This window comes from Pseudovibrio japonicus, assembly GCF_014651595.1.
Classification (GTDB): domain Bacteria; phylum Pseudomonadota; class Alphaproteobacteria; order Rhizobiales; family Stappiaceae; genus Pseudovibrio; species Pseudovibrio japonicus.
The window spans coordinates 1-21,416 of record NZ_BMXE01000005.1; the positions used below are offsets into that span (position 1 = coordinate 1).

The window sequence follows — 21,416 nt, forward strand, 5'->3', positions numbered from 1 at the left end:
GTCGATAGGAGGCATGTGGAAGGGTGGTAACATCCGAAGCTGAGCCTTACTAATAGCTCGATCGAGCTTGATCACTCCCATTAAGCTATAATCATAAAATGACACTTCAACGAAGTGTCAGAAACAACAAGCAAAACGACTTCAACAAACAGACCAGTTCATAAAACATACTCAGATCAACCTGACGAGCGATAGCGAGACAGATAAGTTGACCTGACAAATATGTGCTTTATTCCTGCCCGGTGGCTATGGCGGGGCGCCCCCACCCGATCCCATCCCGAACTCGGAAGTGAAACGCCCCTGCGCCAATGGTACTTCGTCTCAAGACGCGGGAGAGTAGGTCGCCGCCGGGCATGAATAAAACACATATAAAATCTCGACAAAATAATCAGAACAACAAATCAGATATAAACTCTCTAAAATAACCAGAACAACACAATTTACCGCGGGGTGGAGCAGCCCGGTAGCTCGTCAGGCTCATAACCTGAAGGTCGCAAGTTCAAATCTTGCCCCCGCAACCAAATATTAACCCGCTAACTCTTCGAGTTGGCGGGTTTTTTCGTTGTGTGGAACTGGGCGTGGCCTAAAGACCGGTATGCAGGGGCTAAGCAAACTTTTCTCTATAAATTTGGCGATAATACAAGGTGGTCACGCTTGGGAGGACCTGTTCAATTTGTCGTTTTGCATGTTGTGAAGGCGCGTTGGTGGGTTACCATGGCCTTTTGGGTTTGAGATATGCAAGATTTGGATGTTCTGGTTCGGGATGCAGGTCCTGGTGATGCGGATGGGGCTGTTCGTGTTTTGCGGGAGAGTATTTCCCGGTTGTGTGAGGCGGATCATGAGAATGAGCCGGGGGAGGCCTCCAGATGGCTGGCGAATAAGACGGTTGATACGTTTCTGAAGTGGCTGGGTGATCCTAATCTTGTCATGCGGGTGGCAGTTCGCGACGGTGAGATTGCCGCAGTGGGTTCGTGCCATATTTCTTCGCGCAGTGTGGTCCTGCTGTATGTGGCGCCTGAACATCGGTTTGCTGGTGTTAGCTCCTTGTTGCTCAGTGATCTTGAAGAGGTTTTGAGACATCTCGGGAGTGGTCAAATGAGCTTGGAAAGTACGGCTACCGCGCTGGAGTTCTATAGGGCGCGGGGGTGGAAGCCTAAGAGTGAGGATGCACCTTCGACGCTCTTGGTGAAGCAGGTTGGTGTGTAGCTCAGGTCGGGGCTCAGAACCTTTCTCAAGCTGCTTGCAATTTTTGAGTGGCTCGTGGGAGCTATCCCTCTTGGTTCGGGGCGATACGTGTCGGCGTTTTGGGGAAATGGGCGGGATTGTGCTTTTAGGACCTGTTATTGTTCTGATTGCCATGCGAACTTGATCGGGCTATTGGCATTGGACTTATTTGTTTGTTGTGGCGACGGGAATTTGCTGCTTCTTAGGACGGGTTTTCATTTGGATTTCCTGATTATTTTTGTATCAAGCATTCTGGCGGGTCTGTTGTCCGGGATTGTCGGTACAGGCTCTTCGATTGTTTTATTGCCAGTGCTTGTGGGCATTTATGGAGCGAAAGCGGCTATTCCCATTATGGCAATTTCCGCTTTTCTGGCGAATATTGGGCGCGTTTGCGTTTGGTGGCGTTCTGTGAATTGGAAGGCTGTCTGGTTCTATGCTGTGCCGAGTATTCCAATGGCGGCGTTGGGCGCAAAAACGCTTATTGAACTTCCTGATTCAATGGGTAGCCTTTTGCTCGGTGTCTTCTTGCTTTGCCTTATTCCGGGGCGTTATTTTCTCAGGGCGAAGCAATTTGGAAGTAAGCCAATTCATCTGATTGCAGGTGGGGTTTGCATTGGGTTTCTAACTGGTCTGGTTGCTTCAACGGGGCCGCTTAGTCTTGCTGTGTTTTCCGGCTTTGGTCTGGTCAAAGGTGTGTTGATTGCCACTGAAGCTGCTGGCTCTCTTTTTGTGTTTGGGGCGAAGGTTTTTACGTTCAATCATCTGGGCGTTCTGCCCTATGACATCATCGTCAGTGGGGTGATGGTGGGCGCTTCTATAACTGTTGGGACCTATGGGGCGAAACGTATTTTGAGCAGGATGAGTACGCGCCAGCATGACAGGGTTATTGACCTTGTCTTGGCGGGCTCTGGTGTGTCGTTGGTTTTCGCCTAGCGGGATAGCAATGATGCCGGTGGGATTGGGCATAAGGGCTTGCTGCAATCGTGGTGGGGTGTGTTATGTTTTCTGGGGTTCTTTGTTTGAGTTGATTGTTTTTGGAGCATGTTGCGTTCATGTGCATTCACGCATCACGCTCTAAAACCTTATTATTGCGCGTATTTTTTATCCGAAAACCGGAACCACTTTTCGGAAATACGCTCTAGGGAGTTGTTGCTTTGACCCGGGATGAGTTTGATCAGTATTGCGCGTCTTTGGTTGGTGTGAGCCACGTCATCCAGTGGGGGAATGCGTCTGTCTGGAAGGTTGGAGGGAAGATCTTTGCGATCTGTTCCAACTGGGGGGAGGATGCCCCGGAAAAGGATGGGATCAAGATTAGCTTCAAGTGCTCTGAGCTTTCCTATCAGATCCTGACGGAGCAGGCCGGGATTATTCCGGCGCCTTATCTGGCGCGGGCAAAGTGGGTTCAGCTTGAGACTGCGGGGGCTATGTCTGATGAAGATATCAAGGCGTATATCTCTGAGGCACATCGCATTATTGCGTTGAAACTAAGCAAGAAATTGCAGAGAGAAATTGGGTTTGTGGACGCCTGATTATCAGCTGCGCGCTTGTTTGCGTCGGTTTGCGTTATTTGCGTGTGAACTGCGTTGAAAGCGTATTTTCTGAGTTGTTTTGTTGCTGGCTGCTGTGCCGGGAGAGACTGGCGGGCCTGAGGTTTATTGCTGGGCGTGTCTGGATGGGTTGTATGCGGGCGAGGGGCTACCATAAGGCTGCGGGGCGGGGATACGTTTCCCACGGGGAATTCCAGTGATCTTTTATGCCCGCTTTTGCTGAGGCTCGATTGAAACCACGGCTTGAGCGTTATCCCCCTGTTTACTGCAGTTGAGTGCTTTGGCCTCTGAATTAGTATTCTACATACACTAGTGGCTTTAGATCGCTTTCGTTGACTTTGGTTTTGTGTCAAGAAGGCGCTATGGATCTGAACCAACTTGATGAGCGCCTGAAGGCGGACTGTGAGGCATGTGCGTCCCTTTGCTGTGTGGCGCTGGCCTTTGATAAGTCGCCTGTTTTTCCGTTTGATAAAGCGTCTGGTGAGGCGTGCCGCAACCTTGAGGATTGCGGCAAGTGCCGGATCCATGCTGATCTGGCGACCACAGGCTACATGGGCTGCGTTCAGTTTCACTGTAACGGGGCTGGGCCGATTGTCACGCGGGATCTGTTTTCTGGTAGCAGTTGGCAAACGCAGCCGCACTTGCTGCGGCCTATGATGGAAGCCTTCTGGGTGTTCTTGCGGCTTCAGGAGCAGGTGCTGTTATTGAGACATGCCGCCAATCTGCCGTTGCCAGAATCCAAGCAGAAAGAGCTGCATGCCTTCTTGGAGGAGCTTTGCCCCGAGGATGGGTGGAGCTGGGATAAGTTTGAAGCGCTGGACCATGCGAGGGTGTCAGCACGGGTGAAGGACTGGCTTGCGTCCTTGCGCGATGTGTTGGCGTAGTCTTGTGACTATGCTGTGTCAGGTTTCGTTGCTTTGACCATCAGGAGGAAAGCGGAGAGATCTTTCCAGCGGTGGAAGCGTGGTTCCTGCTGAATAGCGTCTTCTGTTGGTTTTGGTTCCTGAACTTCTTTGATTTGGAGGCCTGTCTTGATGATGGGGTTCAGATAATCGCTCAAGGTGCGCGGGAATCTGGGCACGCTGAAGCGCTGGACATCTCGATTGTCACCGTGCCGCGCGAATTTCCATTGATCAGCAAAATGGTTCTGGTCGTAGTACTTTGAGACGATTAGGCCCGTCGTATGTCCGTTCTCATCTTTTTGCCAAGCTAGGCCAGGGGTAATGAAGCAGGGGTGCAGAATGGAAAATGCGAGCGTACCGCCCGGTTTGAGAAGTCTGTAAGCTTCGCGCATCGCTCCTTCAAAATCAGGGCCATCCATGAGTGCGAGTGTGGAAATGACCATGTCAAATGCACCGGCGGGGAAGCCTGTGTTGGCGCTGAATGAGCTGGTCGCGTAGGTGATGCCCAACGGCGTTTTCTGCTCTTCGGTGATTGCATGTTTGATCATCTTGTCAGAGAGATCAACGCCAGACATGCGTGCGCCGGCTCGAGCGAGTTTGCGGGTGTTGGTGCCTTCACCACATCCCAGATCAATCATATGCTTACCGGTGATATCGCCCAAAAAGCGCTCAAAGGCTGGCCATGTGAACAAGTCGCGGTAGACATCCAAGCCTGCCTCGACGTCTTTCTTCCACTGATCAGCATTTTGGTCCCAATGGTCGGCAACAAGGGTGTCGGTGAACTGCTCTGCTGACATGGCAATACCTCAAACTGAATGACTGGCTGAAAAGGCTCCAAAGGTTACACAGGCAGACCTGTATGTCACGATGTGATGGTGTTACCTGCTTTGCTAGTTTTCCGTGGTGTTGCGATTGCGCATTGTGTATAGAAAGGCGAGTCTTGTTAAAGCCCTTTGCCGGAAGACGATCAGGTGAACGGCTTTAGCTTTTTGCTTTAAGGCGCAGCCCTTTTTGAAAACCGGTGTACCCGTTTAGGGACTGCGCGCAGACATGAAGATACGGCGTGAACGACACTTCAAAATCCATCAGTTTTGACCATGTTTCCATTGAACGGGGCGGTGCCACGATCATCAGCGATGTGAGTGTTGCGCTGCCGGATCAACGGGTCGGGATTATTGGGCGTAATGGTTCCGGCAAATCCACGCTTGTGCGCAGCCTGAATGGGTTGCTGCCAATCAGTGCCGGATCATTGGTGGTGCATGGAGTTTCTTCCGGTGAGGGTGCAAAGAAACTGGCGCGGGTAACTGGCTTTGTGTTTCAGAACCCGGATCATCAGCTGATCTTTCCGACTGCGCTGGAAGAGCTGAGTTTTGGTTTGCGCCAGCTTGGCGTTGGCAAGGCCGATGCGAAGGCGCAGGGGCTGGCTTTGCTGAAAGAGCACGGCATTGCGGAGCTGGCGGAACGGCCTGTTCATGAGCTTTCTGAAGGGCAGAAGCAGCTGATCTGCATTCTGGCGGTGCTCATTATGGAGCCGAAGCTGGTGGTGCTGGACGAGCCGTTTTCCAGTCTGGATTTGCGGACGCGGGCGGCACTGCGGCGCAAGCTTGAGAAGCTGGATCAGCAGATCATCTTTGTCAGCCATGAGCTGGATGCGCTGAGCGATTATGACAAGGTGCTCTGGATTGAGGACGGCCGCGTTAAGCAGTTGGGGGCGCCGGTGGATGTGCTGGCGGCCTATGAGGAGCACGAGCTTTCTGGGGCTCACCTTCATTTTGAGGGAGTGGCGCGCGCATGATTTCGCTTTACATGGCGGGTAATAGTTGGGCGCATCGGCTTCCTGCCAGAGTGAAGCTGCTGTTTCTGTTTGTGTTGAGTCTGCTGATCATCCCGTTCAACACGCTTTGGTTCTCAGCTGCTCTGCTTGCATTTGTGGTGGCGCTGTATGCGACGCTTGGTAGGCGGGGGCTGGAGAAGGTGAAGGTGGTGCGCCCGCTGCTCTGGATGATGGTGATCATCTTGCTTGTGCATGCGTTTTTGGGTGATATTGAGCAGGGCATTATTGCTGTGTTGCGCCTATTGGCGATGGTGCTGCTTGCCAACTTTATTAGTATAACAACGCATATGGAGGCCTTGATGGACGCGGTAGAGCCGTTGTTCCGGCCCCTGCGTGTGTTTGGCATTTCCCCGATGCGGATGTCGCTTGCAGTTGCTTTGGTTATCCGGTTTGTTCCGGTATTGTTGGCGGTTTATGCCTCGCTGCAAGAAGCGTATAAGGCCAGAACCGCGCGCTCGAACAGTTGGCGTTTGCTGGCTCCGTTTGCCTTACACGCGATTAAAATGACAGATCATGTTAGTGAAGCTCTGACAGCCCGTGGTGGGGCTGATGGCTTTGACAGATCCTAGAGTATTCGTGCTGAATGCACTAAGAAGATAATTTGAGCGCACTCCTGCTGGTCAGTCTGTGTCCATGTTGCGGGATGTCGCTCCAAAAGAAGTTAGGATGACAATGTCCAGTGATCGTTCTCTTGTTCAGATTGCATTTTATGCGGCGCTGATTGCTGCTCTGGGGCTGGTGCCCAAGATTGAGTTGGGTCTTGCCGGCGGAATTCCAATTACGGCGCAGTCACTTGGTGTGATGCTGGCGGGTATGATGCTTGGTCCGGTGCGTGGTGGGCTTGCTGTTGCTTTGCTGCTGTTCCTCGTGGCACTTGGCTTGCCGTTCCTGGCGGGTGGCCGTGGTGGTATCGGCGTGTTTTACGGCATGACGGCTGGCTATCTGGCTGGTTACTTTTTTGGAGCGGTTGCTGTTGGCGCGATCATGCGAGCTATGCGCAATATGAACGTGGTGTTTGGTGCGATTGTTTCCGGCGTGCTGGGCGGTATTGTTGTGGTGCATGCATTTGGCGTGCCGGTGCTGGCTTACAAAGCAGACATGACTTTGTATAACGCGTTCTTGGTTGGCAGCTTGCCGTTTATTCCGGGTGACCTGATCAAGGTCGCGCTGGCAACCTTGGTGGCGCATACCATTGCGCGCGGTTTACCGTCTGCGATGTTGTCGCGCAGTTAAGCGAACTACAATGAGTTTTGGGAAAGCCGGTTCTTATGGGACCGGCTTTTTCTTTGGTTGGTTGCACGGTAATAATGGAAATTGCAATGCCTGTTCTGAGAAGGAGACATTGGTGCTTACCAGCAAGATTACGGCGTTTGATCCAGCTTGGTCAAAAAAGTTCGAGAAGGAGCGAAATTTGATCTCTGATGCTTTTGGAGATCGTCTTGTTGCTATCTATCATGTTGGTAGCACAGCGGTTCCGGGACTAGCAGCCAAGCCTGAAATTGACATGTTAGTCGAAGTATCAAATCTCCATCGTACACCTGAAGCCGATAGGTTCATGCGTTCGTGTGGCCACATTCGTGGTAATGACTTATCGCCCGAACATCACTATTACCGGAAGGACGTTGCTGGTGTTCGGACACATAAGGTGCATGTCTGCCCGATTGGGCATTTGGAGCTCTCAAGAATGCTGTACTTCCGTGATCTTCTGCGACAGGATGTTGATTTAAGAGAGCAATATCAGCGCCTCAAGCTTAAGCTAGAGGCCGAAAACACTGCTGGGATGAGTGAGTACCTAGCTGGTAAATCGCCATTCATTGATGCTGTTTTAAGCGCAAAACCTGACACGGGGGAATGAAAGCAGCGGCCTCACCATAGCAGTAGGGAAACCACAGATTTCTCTTTTGCCGTCATATTAATGTACCAGTGCTTGGTCCAGGTGTTTCAGGGCTTTGATGAGGAGGCCCTGGAGGATGAAGTCTTCGTCCCATGGGAGGACTTCCAGATTAACTGAGTCCAGCAGCGGGGCGAGCAGGCCGCTTTCCAGGCCTTTGTTCATGCCGTGTTTGAACAGGTCATAGGCCTGCATTGCCTTGCCGGTGAGGATGATGCGGCTTGGGTCTAGCAGTGAGATTGTACGGGCGAGGCTGACGCCCAGTGCAAAGCCCGCGTCGGTAAAGACCTTTTGCGCCTGAGCATCGCCCATGCGGGCGCGGGCTCGCAGATCCTGAATGTATTCAGGCCCGTAGTACATGGCGGAGGGGGCGGTCTCTTTGGGCAGCCTTTGTGCTTCGCGATAAAGTGCGTAGTCGGCGATGTAGGCCTCCAGACAGCCTTTATTGCCGCATCTGCAGGCCGCGCCGTCTGGTGTGTACGGGGAGTGGCCGTATTCGGCAGCAGCTCCGGTTTCACCGCGATAAAGTGCATCCTTGATGAAGATACCCATGCCGACGCCACGGTCGATATAGACTATGACGAAGTTGCCGCTGTACTTCTCAGAGTCCTGCCGGTGCAGGGCCTCTGCGATCATGTTGGTGTCGTTGTACAGCGTGCAGGCGATGCCGAGGGTTTTGGAAAGCTTGGCGGTGAGTTCCACTTGCCGCTCTACAATGGTTGGCGACCAGATGATGGACCCGTTGTGTTTGCCGACAATGCCCTGGGTTGCCACGGTGATTTCCATGACGCTACGTGCGCGGCGGGGCTCGGCTTTCATCAGCTCTTTGATTTCTCGGGCGAGCAGGGCGATGAAGGCATCTCCTCCCATATCGGAGGATTCCACCATGAATTTGGCTTCGGCGTGCTGATGGCCGGTGTAGTCCATCATAGCAAGAGAGACGCGGTCCAGCGATATCTTTACGGTGATGACGTGGGCGACATCGTCCCGCAAACGCAGGTAAGTGCGTGGACGGCCGCGTGTGGTGTTATCCGAATTGGGCTGTTCTTCCACCTCTGCAATCAGGCCGCGATCCTTGAGATCTCCCGTAATGGAGGTGACGGCGGCAAGGGAAAGACCTGTGAGACGACCAAGCTCAACCCGCGCCAGACTGATATGACGCCGCAACGTGGACAATACCACGAACCGGTTTTGGCGACGAACCTGCTCTCTACTGGCTTTTTCGATCATTCGCGTACTGGCCTGCGATTCGCATTAATGCGCATTCATATATGTGTGCAGATAAACATAAGTTTCTGAGGGTGCTCAAATAAAGGGAGTAACCGTATAAATCAATGTTTTCACCTGAAAGTTGCGGTGCCCTAGCCGTCAGTATTAGCTGATTTGTGGGGTGGCGGTGCCATCATCCTCATTTTTTTGAGCTGGCAAAGTTTCTGGCATGAGGAAAAGGTACATGCTGCCGCCGATGAGAGCCAGAATGGCGAGGGTGATAAAGGCGGGCGAATAGCCGAAGAACTGGACGATCTCCTCGGCCATCAGATTGGAGGCGGCAGACCCAATGCCGACCACGGCTGCAAGAGCACCTTGCACCAGATTGAAGCGGCCTGTGCCGCGGGTCAGGTCTGCGGCGATGAGCAGGATAATCACGCCGAAGATGCCGTTGGCGATGCCATCCAGAGACTGGATAGAGATCAGGATGACGGGGTCCTCAAACCACATGAAGAGTATACCGCGGATGGGCAGAATGAAGAAGGCGAGCAAGAAGAGTGGTTTGCGGCCCCAGCTATCAGCTTTGGCAGCGCAGAGGATGGACATGAGGGTCATCCAGAACTGCGCGACAATGATACAGGCTGATGCAAACGCAATGCCGATGTTGACGTTGGAGTTGACCGACAGCTTTTGCCCGACTAGTGGCAGCATGGCGGCGTTGGCAAAGTGGAACATGAACACGCACATGACGAGCGTAAGCAAGCGTTTGTCTGCCAGAATGGTGCCGATGGTGGAGGGTGCATCGCCGTCATTGGGGTTGTGATGCAGACCGCCACGGGCAGTCTCGTGGTTGATGGCCGAGCCGCTGACCATTCCAATGCTGACAGCCATGCCCAAGGCCATGATCGCCACCAGCCAGAACACGCCTTCTGCCGAGATCCACAGTGCCAGACCAATGCCCAGAAGGGCGGCGAACACATTGCCGGTGTGGTTGGCAGCCTGATTGGCGCCCATTTGCACCGTAAAGTGCTCCGGCCCTGCAATGCCAAGGGTTATGGCGGCGATACAGGGGCCGACAAAGGCCACGGCCACGCCCATGAAGATCTGCGCAATGTAGATGACCACCGGAAATTGCGGAAAGAGCAGGATTGATATGGTTGCGCAGCCAATGAGCAAGGCGCAGGAGGCGAGGAGCAGGCGTTTTTTGCGGGTGCTGTCGATAAAGGCGCCTGCAGGGGTTTGCAGTGCGACCGTTGTCAGCGAGCCGATGGCCAGTGCCAGACCGATGCTGCCGGGAGACCAGTGCAGGCCGGTGAGCAGGTAGATTGCCAGATAGGGCCCGATTCCACCAACGACATCGCCAGCGAAAAAGTTGGTCGATAGCATTGCCCTGTTGAGTTTCATGAAGACCCTGACTGTTGTGCTGTCTGCGGCGAGAATAGGTGAGAGTTCTCTCCAAGCCCCCAAAGATTTCCCTCGATTGCGGGCCCCTTGATTAAGCTGCTGTCAAACCACGGCGGCTACGGTGAGGCATGTCGGTCTCTCTTGGCGTTTCCGCGCTTATCTTTTTGGGCATTGCTGTTCGCCAGTGGCTTCCACCCATGGTGCGGATTTGGCACATAATGCTCGCGGGGGCGATTGTGTTGCTGCTGTTGGGCGAAATTACGCCAGTTGCTGCGCTTCAGGCTGTCGACTGGCATCTGATTATCTATTTGTTTGCTGTGTTCAGCATCGCTTCCTCGCTGTATGACACCGGCCTTTCTCAGGAAATTGCGGATCTGTTGTTGAAGCGGGTCAATGCGGGCGCGGTGCTATTATGGTTTATTGTGGCTTCTGCGATTTGCGCAGCGGTGCTGACCAATGATGCCGCGGCAGTGATTGGTGTGCCGATTGCGATTATTCTAAGCCGGGCTTTCAAGTGGAAGCTGACGGTGGTTCTGGTGGCGCTGTGCGCGGCGGTGACGGTTGGTTCCATGGTGTCGCCGGTTGGCAACCCGCAGAACATTCTGGTGGTGAATGCTGCGGACTTCCCCAATATGCTGGCGACCTTCATCGTTTGGGCACTGGTGCCCGGTGTGATTTGCCTTGTGGCGGTGTTCTTCCGTTTCCACTCATTGGTGAAGAAGAATGGATCGGACGAGAGTGCGCTGGTTTCGAAGGAAGTGGAGAAACAGGCAGAAACGGTTGAGGTGAGCCGGAGGCAGTGGCCTGCGATTGTCTCCGTTGTGCTGCTGGTGGGCATTATCACCGGTGATAGTTTGGGCCGGACGTACTTCCACCTTGGCCCGCTGTCGTTTGGCTGGGTGGGGCTGGTTTCCTGTTTGCCGATTTATCTGGCGGGGGATGAGCGCCTGCGGGTTTTTCGTGAGGTGGACTGGCCGACGCTGATCTTCTTTGTGGCTATGTTCATCGTCACCGGATCACTTTACGCTTCTGGCTCCCTGCAATACCTGCTTGGCCCGTTACAAGGTGAACTGACTGATTTGACTGTGACTGCGCTGGTGAGTTTCTGGGCCAGTCAGCTGTTTTCCAACGTGCCTGTGGTGGAGCTTTACCTGAAGCTGGTGGATGGAGCGGGAACAACGGGCACCTTCATGATGCTCTCCACCATCTCCACCGTGGCCGGCAACCTGTTCATCATCTCCGCCGCCAGCAACGTCATCGTGGTGCAGCAGGCCGAAAAATTCGGTGCCACCCCTTTCACCTTCTGGCAATTCTGCTGGTGGATGCTGCCGATTACGGTGTTCTGCGTGGTGGTGAGTTATGGTTGGATCGTGGGGCTGACGATGCTGGGTTTGGGGTGAGGGAGTGTGTTGTTAATTGCTTAGCGAACAAAGTCTTTGTTCACTGCACGTGCGAGAAATTAATGCTATGTATTCTAGTATCAGATGCAAAGTGCCGAATGCAGATCTCTGCTGTGTTTAAGGCCAAACAACGAAAATTTCGGAAATGACCATTTAATACAATATATTGAATACACACGAGGTTTCAGACTTTTAACCTGAAGCTCGTAGGTCTAAGTCCTACTCCGCAACCAAAACGTATTCAAAAAAGAATGAGCAAATAATATATGCGGCGATGTATTAAAACATAAATTCTGTGGGGGGCTGAAATTTTACATTTCACCTATTGGTTGCAGGCATTACCTTCGAAATGAACTACTTTAATCAGCTCGTTTCGTTTTACTTGCTGCTGACTTTTTGCCCATTGGATAAATATATGCGTATCTTACGTTTTATCGGTCGTAAAATTAATGGTTACATAAATCTAGATATTAACTTTAATAGTGACCTCACTTTCATTACCGGGATCAACGGAAGCGGAAAGACCACTGCGCTAAATTGCATGACTGCTCTACTCATGCCGCGTTTAAATTATCTTGTTGGTCAGCAATTTGAACAGATCTCAGTTTGGATCGAGCATGAAGGTAAAGAGCTCCAGATTTCTGCGGTTAAGGAAAATCGGGTAACTGAACTGACATGCTCTGCTTTCGATAGCTCTATAAAATTGCATGATAAGCAGTATGAAGAATACTTTGCGGATGGATTAGAGGATGAGGAGATCGAGAGACAGAGAACGTTTGAATTTCGTTATAAAAATAAAGATATAATGCGCTTTATTCATAGTTTGCCAACGCCAATGTTTCTGGGGCTAGATCGGCGCATGATCAGCTCTGGCAACCAAGTAAATCCAGATAGGAAATATGTTAGAAGACAGCGCTATCTTGAATCTCGATTAATGAAAAAACGTCGAAATATTTTCGGGAAAGCCCCAGAGCAGGGTCTGACTGAGGCCTTATATTTTCTGCAAGAGAATTATCGCATCCGTGAGCGAAAAGTGGCCGATCTGGAAAACTCCTTAAGAAAAGATTTAATTTCAGAGTTGGTGAAATTTGCACCTATTTCGCTACACGACTCCATGAAAAAGCCGAACAAGAAAGAGTTGCAATCTTTTGATGACGCAAAACAGAACATTTTGCGGCTACCTAGTCTATTAGGGATCTCGGATTCTTTGACAATCGAATTAGATGCGTATTTCTCTTATTTAGATGATAGAGCGGAAAAGCTAAATCCCAGCAAAACAAGGAATACTGGGTTAGTAAGCCCTGATTCCCCTGATTTCGAAGCGCAAATAGAGTGGTCCTATAACAAAGCCCATTTTAATAAACTGATATCGATTTCTGACGTCATTACGGAGTATAATAAATCATTAAATGATATTAGCCGTGATACGGATGATTTTGTTTCTTCAATTAATATGTTTTTCGAAGATAGCGGTAAAGAGCTAATAGTAAGCAGCTTTGGTGAAGCTACTTTTCGTGTTTTTGGTGAGAACGTCGAGCGTGAGCTCCATACTTTGTCTTCCGGTGAGATGCAGTTATTTGTTATATTAACGCATTTACACTTTAATCCTGAAGCTAATAAAGTAAATGTACTTATAATTGATGAGCCAGAACTATCACTTCATATCGAGTGGCAGGAAAAATTCGTAGATGGTGTTATCAAGGCCAACAATAATGTTCAATTGATAATGGCAACCCACTCCCCATCAATAATCCTCGAAAAGACTAATTATTGCAGAGATATTTCCGTTCAATGAATACCACACTTAGATACTCTCCGCGTGCGGCTGGTGCGGTCGCATATTTCAAGAGAAGAAATAACGACATTGATATTTTTGTAGAAGACAAGGCTGCTCCCAATCTCTGGGTTAAAATGCTCAATAATTTCTTGCCTGAAGGGACTAAGTTGGAATCTGTGACACCTTTAGGAGGGCGTAAAGAAGTAATTGAAGCCTGCAAATTAGATCAGGATGTTTCAGAACGGAGAGCGTTATATTTGATTGATGCCGATTTCGACTTGCTGCATGGTAAACCGAAAAAGAAATTAAAGAAGTTGTATCGTTTACGGTCGTATTGTGTTGAGAATTATCTACTGAACGAGGACTCCATTCTTTCTGCGGCGACCACTTTTGATGATGCAGCCACAGTTCAAGAAGCGAAGCAACGGCTTGGCTTTTCTGAATGGGTTCGTGAAAACAATAATCCGCTTCGAATGCTGTTTGTGTGTTATGCTGTTGCGAACAAGCTTGATGAGAGCATTGCAACAATAAAATTAAGTGTTCATCCGCTGTTTAGAGATTGCCGGGTTAGTTTATGTCCGCAAAAGACGTTCGTAAGGGTCTTAAGCATTTACCGTACTCTAAGAGCACAGTTTGACCGGTCGGTGATAGAGACGATAAAAGCTGAAGTAGAAGAGCGTTTTGATCGTCTAGGATTGTTGGCCGTGGTTTCAGGGAAGGATTACCTTTTCCCAGCGTTCAGAAACCAGTTTAAAAGTCAATTTGGCTTAACGGTAAAAGATGATGTTTTCAAAGTAATGTTGGCTGATAAATCTGGATGTCAGATTGATCCCTATCTGAAACGAAGATTGACGCAGATACTGTAATATTTGATTTACATACTTCCATGCGCCCATTGGTACTTTTTGCCCTCATGTCTACGTAAGCATGGATATAATAGCGTTTATACCTTGTGAAGCAGCTGCTTATGTCGGTTTATCGTTTCACTCGTTCTACGACACTTGGGAGCTGGCAAGTATGAAGATCGGCTCCTCCAACCCTTGACTGATTTCTGACCATTGTTGCTTGACCCACTCCCAAAACACAAAAAGCCCGAAAGCGTCCCCCCACGCTATCGGGCTTTTTTCAGCAGTGCGGGTACTGCTGGTTATTCGGCGGCGTTTTGTTTGATGACGCCGCGTTGGATTTGGTCTTCTTCTATGCTTTCGAAGAGGGCGCGGAAGTTGCCTTCGCCGAAGCCTTCGTCGCCTTTGCGTTGGATGAACTCGAAGAAGATTGGGCCGATGACGGTTTTGGAGAAGATCTGTAGCAGGATCTTGGTCATGCCGCCGCCGATGACGCCTTCGCCATCAATGAGGATGCCGTGTTTGGCCATGCGGTCGAGCGGCTCGGTGTGGCCGTGCACGCGCTCGGCGCTGCGGTCGTAGTAGGTTTGTGGTGGGCCGGGCATGAACTTGAGGCCATCGTCTGCCAACTTGTCGGTGGCGTCGTAGATATCATCAGTGCCAACGGCAATGTGCTGGATGCCTTCGCCTCTGTACTTCTTCAGGTACTCTTCGATCTGGCTGGTGTCGTCCTTGGACTCGTTCAGCGGGATGCGGATTTTGCCACAGGGTGAGGTGATCGCGCGGCTGACGAGGCCAGTGATGCGGCCATCAATGTCGAAGAAGTGGATCTGCTTGAAGTTGAAGAGCTCGCGGTAGAACGCCCACCACTTGTCCATATTGCCGCGATAGACGTTATGGGTCAGGTGGTCGAGGTAATAGAAACTCTTGCCAGCTGGCTTTGCGTCTGCTTCTCCCAGCCAGTCGAATTCCTGAGAATATGCGGAGCCTTTGTCGCCGTACTTGTCGATGAAGTAGAGCAGGGAGCCGCCGATGCCCATGATGGCAGGGGCATTGAGGGTTTTGTCGGTGCCGGTGTACGGTTCTGCGCCGCAGCTCACGGCATGTTCAAATGCGTGCTGCGCATCAACAACGCGCCATGCCATGGATGGTGCACACGGGCCGTGCTCGTCGATGAAGCGGGAGGCGAAGCTGTTTGGCTCTGCGTTGAGGATGTAGTTCACGTCGCCCTGACGGTAGACCGTGATGTTCTTGCTCTTGTGTTTTGCGACAGGAGTAAAGCCCATGCGGCGGAAGAGGATATCCAGCTTTTCCGGCTCGGGATGTGCGAACTCAACGAACTCGAAACCGTCGGTGCCAGCGGGGTTTTCTTTTGTGATTTCAGCTGGTCCTGCATCGTGCGGAAATGGGCCCATTTGTTCCTCCTCAAACAAGGCGATTTCAGTTTAGAGTTATTCTGAAATATCTGTGATGCGACAGGTTTGCATTCTTACGTGAAATCACGCAGTATACGCACAAATTGTGCGTCATATATAGATTTGGTGCGAGATATGATTGATCTTGATCAGTTTGACCTTAAGTTGCTTGCAGCGCTTCAGGAGGATGCCAGCCAGACCAATCAGGAGCTGGGGGAGGTGATTCACCTGTCGGCCTCTCAGGTTTCGCGACGGCGAACGCGGTTGGAGCAGGAGCGGGTGATCCGCCGGTACAAGGCTGATCTGTCGCCGGAATATCTGGGGCTGGATGTGATGGCGTTTGTGGGGGTGGCGCTCGCCACGCACAACAAGGAGAACGCCAAGCTGTTTCGGGATTTGGTGCGCACCATCCCCAGCGTGCAGGAGGCCTACGCCATGACGGGGGACATGGATTACATGCTCAAGATCAGGGTGAAGGATTTGAAAGCGCTGGGTGAGGTGATCAATAACGAGTTGCTGCCGCACGAGGCGGTGCAGAATGTGCGCAGCTCCATCTCCATGGAGACGCTGCGTGATGATAATCATCTGCCTTTAGGTGGGTGAACATTACAGTTTTGTTAGGTTGCAATTTTGCAGGCAGGGGCATCTTGACGTGGAATCCCCAGCTTCCCATCTCCATATGAGCTTGGCGTGAAACGTCAGGATCAACGAGATAGGATTATCGATGTTCGACAGCAAGGCACTTCTTGATCAGTTCTTAGGTTCCAACGGAGGCAATCAGGCCCGTGGTGCTTTGGACAAAGGGCAGTCGTACGTCAAAAACAATGCTGGCGGTCTTGCTGGTGGCGCCGTTGCCGGTGGCTTGGCCGGATACCTTCTTGGCAGCAAGAAGGGCAAGAAGCTGGGCAAAAAGGCCGTGAAATACGGCGGTATGGCGCTTGTCGGCGGCCTTGCCTACAAAGCTTTCCAGACATGGCAGAGCAACCAGAATAATGGCGGCAGCGGTGGTACTGCTGCGCCTCAGGGTTCTGCTGAAACGCAGACCCAGTCTGCGCGCGCAACAGTTATGCCTGTGCCAGAACCGCTTGCCTTGCCGGACCCGACCGGTACTGCCTTTGACCCGGATACCGGGAACGGTGATGGCAAAGAGTTTGCCATGGCGCTGATCACTGCGATGATTCAGGCGGCCAAAGCGGATGGCAATGTGGACGGCGTAGAAATGCAGCGTATCTTTGAAAAGCTGGATGAGCTTGGTCTGGGCGCTGAAGAAAAAGCGTTCGTTCTGGATGAGATGCGTGCACCGTTGGACATTGACCGTGTGGTTGCGTTTGCGACCTGTCCGGAAACGGCGGCTGAAATCTATACGGCTTCCCGTCTTGCAATTGATCCGAATACTGCCGCAGAGCGGGCTTATCTGATGATGCTTGCGGCGCGGCTTGAGCTGGATAGCGGCTTGGTTGCAGAGCTGGACAAGGCGATCGCGGCGGCCCAAGCGCAGGCTTAAATGCGCTAAAGTTTTGTTTGCTCGCAAATCGGGTGGTTACGGTTTGCAGTAGGCCATAGGTTGTTCCCAACTTGAGGAGGGACCTATGGCCTTTATTATTTCTGGACTGAAATCTGACGAGTTTAAAACGCTGAACGGCCTGAGTGACGAGCAGCTGGCAGAGCGTAATGTGGTTGTTTATGTGGCCAATGAGAAGCCGGGCTTTCCCTGCCGTGTCACTCTGGATGATGCGGAGGTCGGCGAGCGCGTGTTTCTGCTGAACTATACCTACCAGCCTCATGATACGCCTTACAAAGCCTCCCATGCGGTTTTCGTGCGCGAGAATGCCTCTGACGCTGCGCCTTATGTGAATGAGGTTCCGGTGTCGCTGTCTTCCCGCTTGCTCTCACTTCGTGGTTTTGATGCAAACCACATGATGGTTGAAGCGGATATCGCGCAGGGGGATGACATCAAGTCGATGCTGGAGAGTTTTTTTCAGAATCCGGAAGTCTCTTATATTCAAATGCATTATGCGCGGCGTGGTTGTTTTGCAGCAGTGGCACATCGGGATTGATCTAAACCTATCTTACTAGTGCAATTGGTAGGTTCAGTTTCTATCCTAGGTCCCAAAGAGGATGGGGGCTTGGGAGGGCTAGTATGCGCACGTTGGGAACCTGGGATTACATCGTGGTGGGAGCCGGTTCGGCGGGCTGTGTCGTTGCCAACCGACTTTCTCAGGACCCTGATGTGAAGGTGCTGTTGCTGGAAGCTGGCGGCAACGATAGGCATCCGTGGGTGCATATTCCGGTTGGCTATCTCTACTGTATGGGCAATCCACGCATGGACTGGGGGTTCCAAACGGAAGCTGAGCCGGGGCTGAATGGCCGCAAGCTGAATTACCCACGTGGCAAGTTGCTGGGCGGGTGCTCGTCGATCAACGGCATGCTGTATCTGCGCGGGCAGGCGCAGGATTATGACAACTGGCGCCAGCTGGGTTTTGCTGGCTGGGGCTGGGATGATGTGCTGCCGTACTTTTTGAAATCAGAGGATCATTTTGCCGGCTCTTCTGCCGTGCACGGTGAGGGTGGAGAATGGCGCGTTGAGGAGCAGCGTCTGTCATGGCCTATTCTGGACCGGTTTCGTGATGCGTGCGAGGAAGTGGGCATTCCGAAGATTGATGATTTCAACGGCGGCGATAATTTCGGCTCCTCCTATTTTCAGGTGAACCAGCGCAAAGGGGTGCGGTGGAATGCCTCCAAGGGGTTTTTGAAGCCCGCTGCAGGGCGCAGTAATCTGAAGGTTGTGACGAATGCGCAGGTGACGGCTCTGGAATTTGGCGGGCGCCGTGCGACTGGTGTTTGCATGATGGTGAAGGGGGAGATGACCTCTGCCAAGTGCACGGGTGAGATCATCCTGAGTGCAGGCGCAATCGGGTCACCGCAGATATTGGAGCTGTCTGGTATTGGATCCGGTGAGCAGTTGAATCAGCTTGGCATCGATATGGTGTTGGACCAGCCTCAGGTGGGGGAGAACCTGCAGGACCATTTGCAAATCCGCAGTATCTATAAGGTTCAAAATACGGTGACGCTGAATCAACGGGCGAACTCGTTGATTGGTAAGGCGAAGATTGCGGCGGAGTATGCGCTTAACCAGTCTGGGCCAATGTCCATGGCACCTAGTCAACTTGGGGTGTTTGCGCGCTCTGATAATTCCTTTGAGACACCGAATATCGAATATCATGTGCAGCCGCTTTCTCTGGACAAGTTCGGTGAACCGCTGCATGATTTCCCGGCGATTACGGCCAGTGTTTGCAATTTGCGGCCAGACTCGCGGGGCAGTGTCCATATCGGCTCTGGCAATGCGACGGCGCATCCGAAGATTCAGCCGAACTATCTTTCGACTGAGAGCGACCGGCGGGTGGCTGCTCAGAGTTTGCGTCTCACGCGGCGGGTTATGGAGACCAAGGCGATGGCCGAGTTCTCACCGGAAGAGTATCTGCCGGGTGCGCATCTCGTCAGCGATGAGGAGCTTGCTGTTGCTGCTGGTGATATTGGCACTACGATCTTCCACCCTGTTGGTACGTGTTCCATGGGTACCGTGGTTGATGAACGGCTGAAGGTGAAGGGCCTTGAGGGCCTGCGCGTCGTCGACGCCTCCATCATGCCCCGCATCACCTCCGGCAACACCAACTCTCCCACCATCATGATTGCCGAAAAGGCATCTGATATGATCCGTGAGGATCGAAGGAGAGGTGGGACTGCATAAGGGGCTTGGTTTAGTGCTTCTTTGTGCCTAAAGTCGGCTCTCTAATCGTGCCTTTTCAGGCTGGTATATTCTAGTTTTACATTGAGAATATTGAGGTTTTCCTTTGTCTTTTACCGAGCTTCCTATCCCTAGAATTGAAACCGAACGTCTTATCTTAAGAACCTGGCTTGAGCGGGATTTTGAGTGTCTTACGAGCATTTTTTGCAATGAGGCGACGGCCAAGTACGTCGGTGGCGCTCGCTCCGAAGCTACGGTCTGGAGGCAAATGGCAACCCTTATGGGGCATTGGCATTTGCGCGGTTACACCGTTTTTGCGGTTGAGCGGAAAGAGGATGGTCAAACTATCGGTTACGCTGGGCCTTGGTATCCGCTGGACTGGCCGGAGCCGGAGATGGGTTACGGGTTCAGGGCAGAAGCTCATGGTAAAGGCTACGCCTCAGAGGCGGTACTGGCCGCTCTGCAATACGCTTATGATGAGTTGGGCTGGAAAACCGCGATCAGTCTGATTGATGTCAGAAATGAAGGTTCCAGATCGCTTGCCAAACGGCTTGGTGCTCAACACGAAAGCAACCTCAGCTTGCCTGAGAAAACACCAGCCGAGATCTGGAGGCATGTGTCTCCCGAGGTGCTGAAGGAGCGGATTGGCAGTCGTGTTATGCTCGATGAGGCTTAGGGACGTTTTCGTGTCTGTTGGGGAGGAAGGCTATGGCAAGCTGCATCTCTGTGGCAATTGCGCAAACTCTGATTACGGCAGATATTGATGTTAACCGCCAACATATTCGTGAAGCTATGTAAGAGGCGAGCCGACGGGGAGCGTGGCTCGTTCATTTTCCTGAGTGCGTTCTTTCTGGTTACGTTAAGGCACAGATTAAGAGTTGGGAGGATGTGGATTGGCGGCAATTAGAAGATGCTTTGTCGCTGATTGTTGAGACTGCAAAGCGCCTTGGAATTTGGGTGGTGCTGGGATGCAGTCGCTATCGGGGAGACGCTTTCAGGCCCACCAATAGTCTTTTTGTGATCAATGATCGTGGGCAGATTGAGCATCGTTACGACAAAAGGTTTTGTTCGCACTCCGAGATTACCGATTGGTATGCTGCGGGGAGTGAACCCTCTTCTTCATTGTGTTGCATTAAGTCTTCGCCACATCCAATCGGAAGCTGTTTCCTCCATAAGCAATCCCTAACCACAGTGCTTAAGGATGCCTTTGCAGAAATTAGGGCATGATTGGGGAGTGTTTGAGCGGAGTGTCTAAAGCCAGCGACGGGAAACGAGAGCATGCATGATGTGATTGTGGTTGGGGGGAGTTACGCCGGGATGGCGGCTGCTTTGCAATTGTTGCGGGCTCGCAGGTCAGTGCTGGTGATTGATGCTGGTGAGAGGCGGAACCGCTTTACCGAGCGTGCTCACGGTTTTCTGGGGCGTGATGGGGCAAACCCTGATGACATATGGCAGGAAGGACGGCGGCAACTTGCGGCCTATCCTGATCTGACCTGGTATGAGGGAACGGTTCAGGAGATCTCAGGCGAGATTGGCATGTTTCGTGTTCGCACGGATATGGGAACGGACTTTACATCTCACCGACTATTGCTTGCCACTGGTGTTCGTGATGAGCTTCCGGATATTCCGGGGCTGGCAGAGCGTTGGGGCAAGTCGGTTTTCCATTGCCCTTATTGTCACGGCTATGAGCTGGATAAGGGGCCGATTGCTGTGATTGCCTTTAATTCTGTCTCAATGCTGCAGGCTGAGGTTATGCCGGATTGGGGTGCCACGACCTTCTTTACAAACAATGCCATGCCGCTGGATGCAGAGCAGCGTGAAAAATTGCTTCGGCAAGGGGTCGTGCTTGAGGAGATCGGGATCAGTCGCATTGAGGGGGCAGCGGATATTGTGCTTGAGGATGGCCGTAAACTGTCATTCTCGGGCATCTTTGTTGTCTCAAATACGTTTCCATCCAACTCTTTAGCCGAGGCTGCGGGCTGTGGGCTTGAGGAGCACCCTATGGGGCAGCAGCTGGTGACGAATGAGTTTCAGGAGACAACGGTTCCCGGGATTTTTGCCTGCGGTGATGTTGCCCGTATTCCGCACTCGGTTTCGCTTGCCGTGGGTGATGGTGCCTTGGCTGGAATGCAGGTGCACCACTCATTGATTAATCCGCATATGTAAAGCGGCAGAGCCAGGCTTATTTGGCGCGCGTTCAGGTTCTTCATCGGTAGGGTCTAG

At 52.0% G+C, this 21,416-nt stretch carries 21 protein-coding genes, 1 tRNA gene, 1 rRNA gene and 1 pseudogene; 20 read left to right on the forward strand and 4 right to left on the reverse strand.

The window, feature by feature from the left end:
- The first annotated feature begins 238 nt into the window (after nt 1-238).
- The 6 genes from rrf (at nt 239) to IE076_RS14265 (ending at nt 3,655) form a co-directional block, all read left to right on the forward strand.
- Nucleotides 239-353: ribosomal RNA gene (gene rrf / locus IE076_RS14240) — 5S ribosomal RNA — on the forward strand.
- 91 nt (nt 354-444) lie between these two features.
- Nucleotides 445-521 (forward strand) — tRNA-Met (locus tag IE076_RS14245).
- A 214-nt stretch (nt 522-735) separates the two neighbouring features.
- Complete coding sequence (locus tag IE076_RS14250; RefSeq protein WP_189437470.1) at nt 736-1,206, forward strand: GNAT family N-acetyltransferase; 471 nt, start codon at nt 736-738, stop codon at nt 1,204-1,206.
- Nucleotides 1,207-1,443: 237 nt separating this feature from the next.
- Nucleotides 1,444-2,157 carry a sulfite exporter TauE/SafE family protein gene (locus IE076_RS14255; protein ID WP_189437471.1) on the forward strand — a complete coding sequence of 238 codons (714 nt, stop codon included), beginning with the start codon at nt 1,444-1,446 and terminating at the stop codon, nt 2,155-2,157.
- Between the two features lie 221 nt (nt 2,158-2,378).
- Nucleotides 2,379-2,753 carry an MmcQ/YjbR family DNA-binding protein gene (locus IE076_RS14260; protein WP_189437472.1) on the forward strand — a complete coding sequence of 125 codons (375 nt, stop codon included), beginning with the start codon at nt 2,379-2,381 and terminating at the stop codon, nt 2,751-2,753.
- Between the two features lie 380 nt (nt 2,754-3,133).
- Nucleotides 3,134-3,655 (forward strand): hypothetical protein, encoded by a 522-nt coding sequence (locus tag IE076_RS14265; protein ID WP_189437473.1) that lies wholly within the window; start codon nt 3,134-3,136, stop codon nt 3,653-3,655.
- Between the two features lie 8 nt (nt 3,656-3,663).
- On the opposite strand, the gene IE076_RS14270 is transcribed toward IE076_RS14265, so the two are convergent.
- Nucleotides 3,664-4,470 carry a class I SAM-dependent methyltransferase gene (locus tag IE076_RS14270; RefSeq protein WP_189437474.1) on the reverse strand — a complete coding sequence of 269 codons (807 nt, stop codon included), beginning with the start codon at nt 4,468-4,470 and terminating at the stop codon, nt 3,664-3,666.
- A 266-nt stretch (nt 4,471-4,736) separates the two neighbouring features.
- Here IE076_RS14270 and IE076_RS14275 point away from each other — a divergent pair, with 266 nt between their 5' ends.
- The 4 genes from IE076_RS14275 (at nt 4,737) to IE076_RS14290 (ending at nt 7,362) form a co-directional block, all read left to right on the forward strand.
- On the forward strand, nt 4,737-5,468 hold the full coding sequence (locus tag IE076_RS14275; RefSeq protein ID WP_189437475.1) for an energy-coupling factor ABC transporter ATP-binding protein: 732 nt from the start codon (nt 4,737-4,739) through the stop codon (nt 5,466-5,468).
- Nucleotides 5,465-6,076: an energy-coupling factor transporter transmembrane component T family protein gene (locus tag IE076_RS14280; RefSeq protein ID WP_189437476.1), complete on the forward strand. Its 612-nt coding sequence runs from the start codon at nt 5,465-5,467 to the stop codon at nt 6,074-6,076. Before IE076_RS14275 ends, IE076_RS14280 begins: the two co-directional genes overlap by 4 nt.
- Before the next feature lie 97 nt (nt 6,077-6,173).
- Entirely contained in the window at nt 6,174-6,740 is a 567-nt protein-coding gene (locus tag IE076_RS14285; RefSeq protein WP_189437477.1) for a biotin transporter BioY, read from the forward strand.
- Between the two features lie 10 nt (nt 6,741-6,750).
- Nucleotides 6,751-7,362 (forward strand): GrpB family protein, encoded by a 612-nt coding sequence (locus IE076_RS14290; RefSeq protein WP_244649683.1) that lies wholly within the window; start codon nt 6,751-6,753, stop codon nt 7,360-7,362.
- A gap of 57 nt (nt 7,363-7,419) precedes the next feature.
- Here IE076_RS14290 and IE076_RS14295 read toward each other — a convergent pair whose 3' ends face one another.
- Together IE076_RS14295 and IE076_RS14300 are read right to left on the reverse strand one after the other, a co-directional pair.
- Nucleotides 7,420-8,628, reverse strand: coding sequence for an ROK family protein (locus tag IE076_RS14295; protein ID WP_189437478.1), 1,209 nt, complete (start codon nt 8,626-8,628; stop codon nt 7,420-7,422).
- A gap of 144 nt (nt 8,629-8,772) precedes the next feature.
- Nucleotides 8,773-10,011, reverse strand: a complete 1,239-nt coding sequence (locus IE076_RS14300; RefSeq protein WP_189437479.1) for an MFS transporter — start codon at nt 10,009-10,011, stop codon at nt 8,773-8,775.
- Nucleotides 10,012-10,139: 128 nt separating this feature from the next.
- Here IE076_RS14300 and IE076_RS14305 point away from each other — a divergent pair, with 128 nt between their 5' ends.
- From IE076_RS14305 to IE076_RS14315, 3 genes are all read left to right on the forward strand, one after another.
- Entirely contained in the window at nt 10,140-11,411 is a 1,272-nt protein-coding gene (locus IE076_RS14305) for an ArsB/NhaD family transporter (protein WP_189437480.1), read from the forward strand.
- 415 nt (nt 11,412-11,826) lie between these two features.
- On the forward strand, nt 11,827-13,206 hold the full coding sequence (locus IE076_RS14310) for an AAA family ATPase (RefSeq protein ID WP_189437481.1): 1,380 nt from the start codon (nt 11,827-11,829) through the stop codon (nt 13,204-13,206).
- Complete coding sequence (locus IE076_RS14315; protein WP_189437482.1) at nt 13,203-14,054, forward strand: DUF4435 domain-containing protein; 852 nt, start codon at nt 13,203-13,205, stop codon at nt 14,052-14,054. Before IE076_RS14310 ends, IE076_RS14315 begins: the two co-directional genes overlap by 4 nt.
- 281 nt (nt 14,055-14,335) lie before the next feature.
- Here IE076_RS14315 and hppD read toward each other — a convergent pair whose 3' ends face one another.
- Complete coding sequence (hppD, locus tag IE076_RS14320) at nt 14,336-15,448, reverse strand: 4-hydroxyphenylpyruvate dioxygenase (protein ID WP_189437483.1); 1,113 nt, start codon at nt 15,446-15,448, stop codon at nt 14,336-14,338.
- Between the two features lie 135 nt (nt 15,449-15,583).
- Here hppD and IE076_RS14325 point away from each other — a divergent pair, with 135 nt between their 5' ends.
- From IE076_RS14325 to IE076_RS14355, 7 genes and pseudogenes are all read left to right on the forward strand, one after another.
- Entirely contained in the window at nt 15,584-16,051 is a 468-nt protein-coding gene (locus IE076_RS14325; RefSeq protein ID WP_189437484.1) for an Lrp/AsnC family transcriptional regulator, read from the forward strand.
- 121 nt (nt 16,052-16,172) lie between these two features.
- Nucleotides 16,173-16,952: a tellurite resistance TerB family protein gene (locus IE076_RS14330; protein ID WP_189437485.1), complete on the forward strand. Its 780-nt coding sequence runs from the start codon at nt 16,173-16,175 to the stop codon at nt 16,950-16,952.
- Nucleotides 16,953-17,037: 85 nt separating this feature from the next.
- Nucleotides 17,038-17,505 carry a DUF1203 domain-containing protein gene (locus IE076_RS14335; protein ID WP_189437486.1) on the forward strand — a complete coding sequence of 156 codons (468 nt, stop codon included), beginning with the start codon at nt 17,038-17,040 and terminating at the stop codon, nt 17,503-17,505.
- Between the two features lie 83 nt (nt 17,506-17,588).
- Nucleotides 17,589-19,196 carry a GMC family oxidoreductase gene (locus tag IE076_RS14340; protein ID WP_189437487.1) on the forward strand — a complete coding sequence of 536 codons (1,608 nt, stop codon included), beginning with the start codon at nt 17,589-17,591 and terminating at the stop codon, nt 19,194-19,196.
- 103 nt (nt 19,197-19,299) lie between these two features.
- Nucleotides 19,300-19,869, forward strand: a complete 570-nt coding sequence (locus tag IE076_RS14345; RefSeq protein ID WP_189437488.1) for a GNAT family N-acetyltransferase — start codon at nt 19,300-19,302, stop codon at nt 19,867-19,869.
- A gap of 134 nt (nt 19,870-20,003) precedes the next feature.
- Nucleotides 20,004-20,420 (forward strand): annotated as a pseudogene (locus tag IE076_RS23095) (carbon-nitrogen hydrolase family protein); the annotation flags it as partial.
- 51 nt (nt 20,421-20,471) lie between these two features.
- Nucleotides 20,472-21,359: an NAD(P)/FAD-dependent oxidoreductase gene (locus tag IE076_RS14355; RefSeq protein ID WP_189437489.1), complete on the forward strand. Its 888-nt coding sequence runs from the start codon at nt 20,472-20,474 to the stop codon at nt 21,357-21,359.
- The last annotated feature ends 57 nt before the right edge of the window (nt 21,360-21,416 follow it).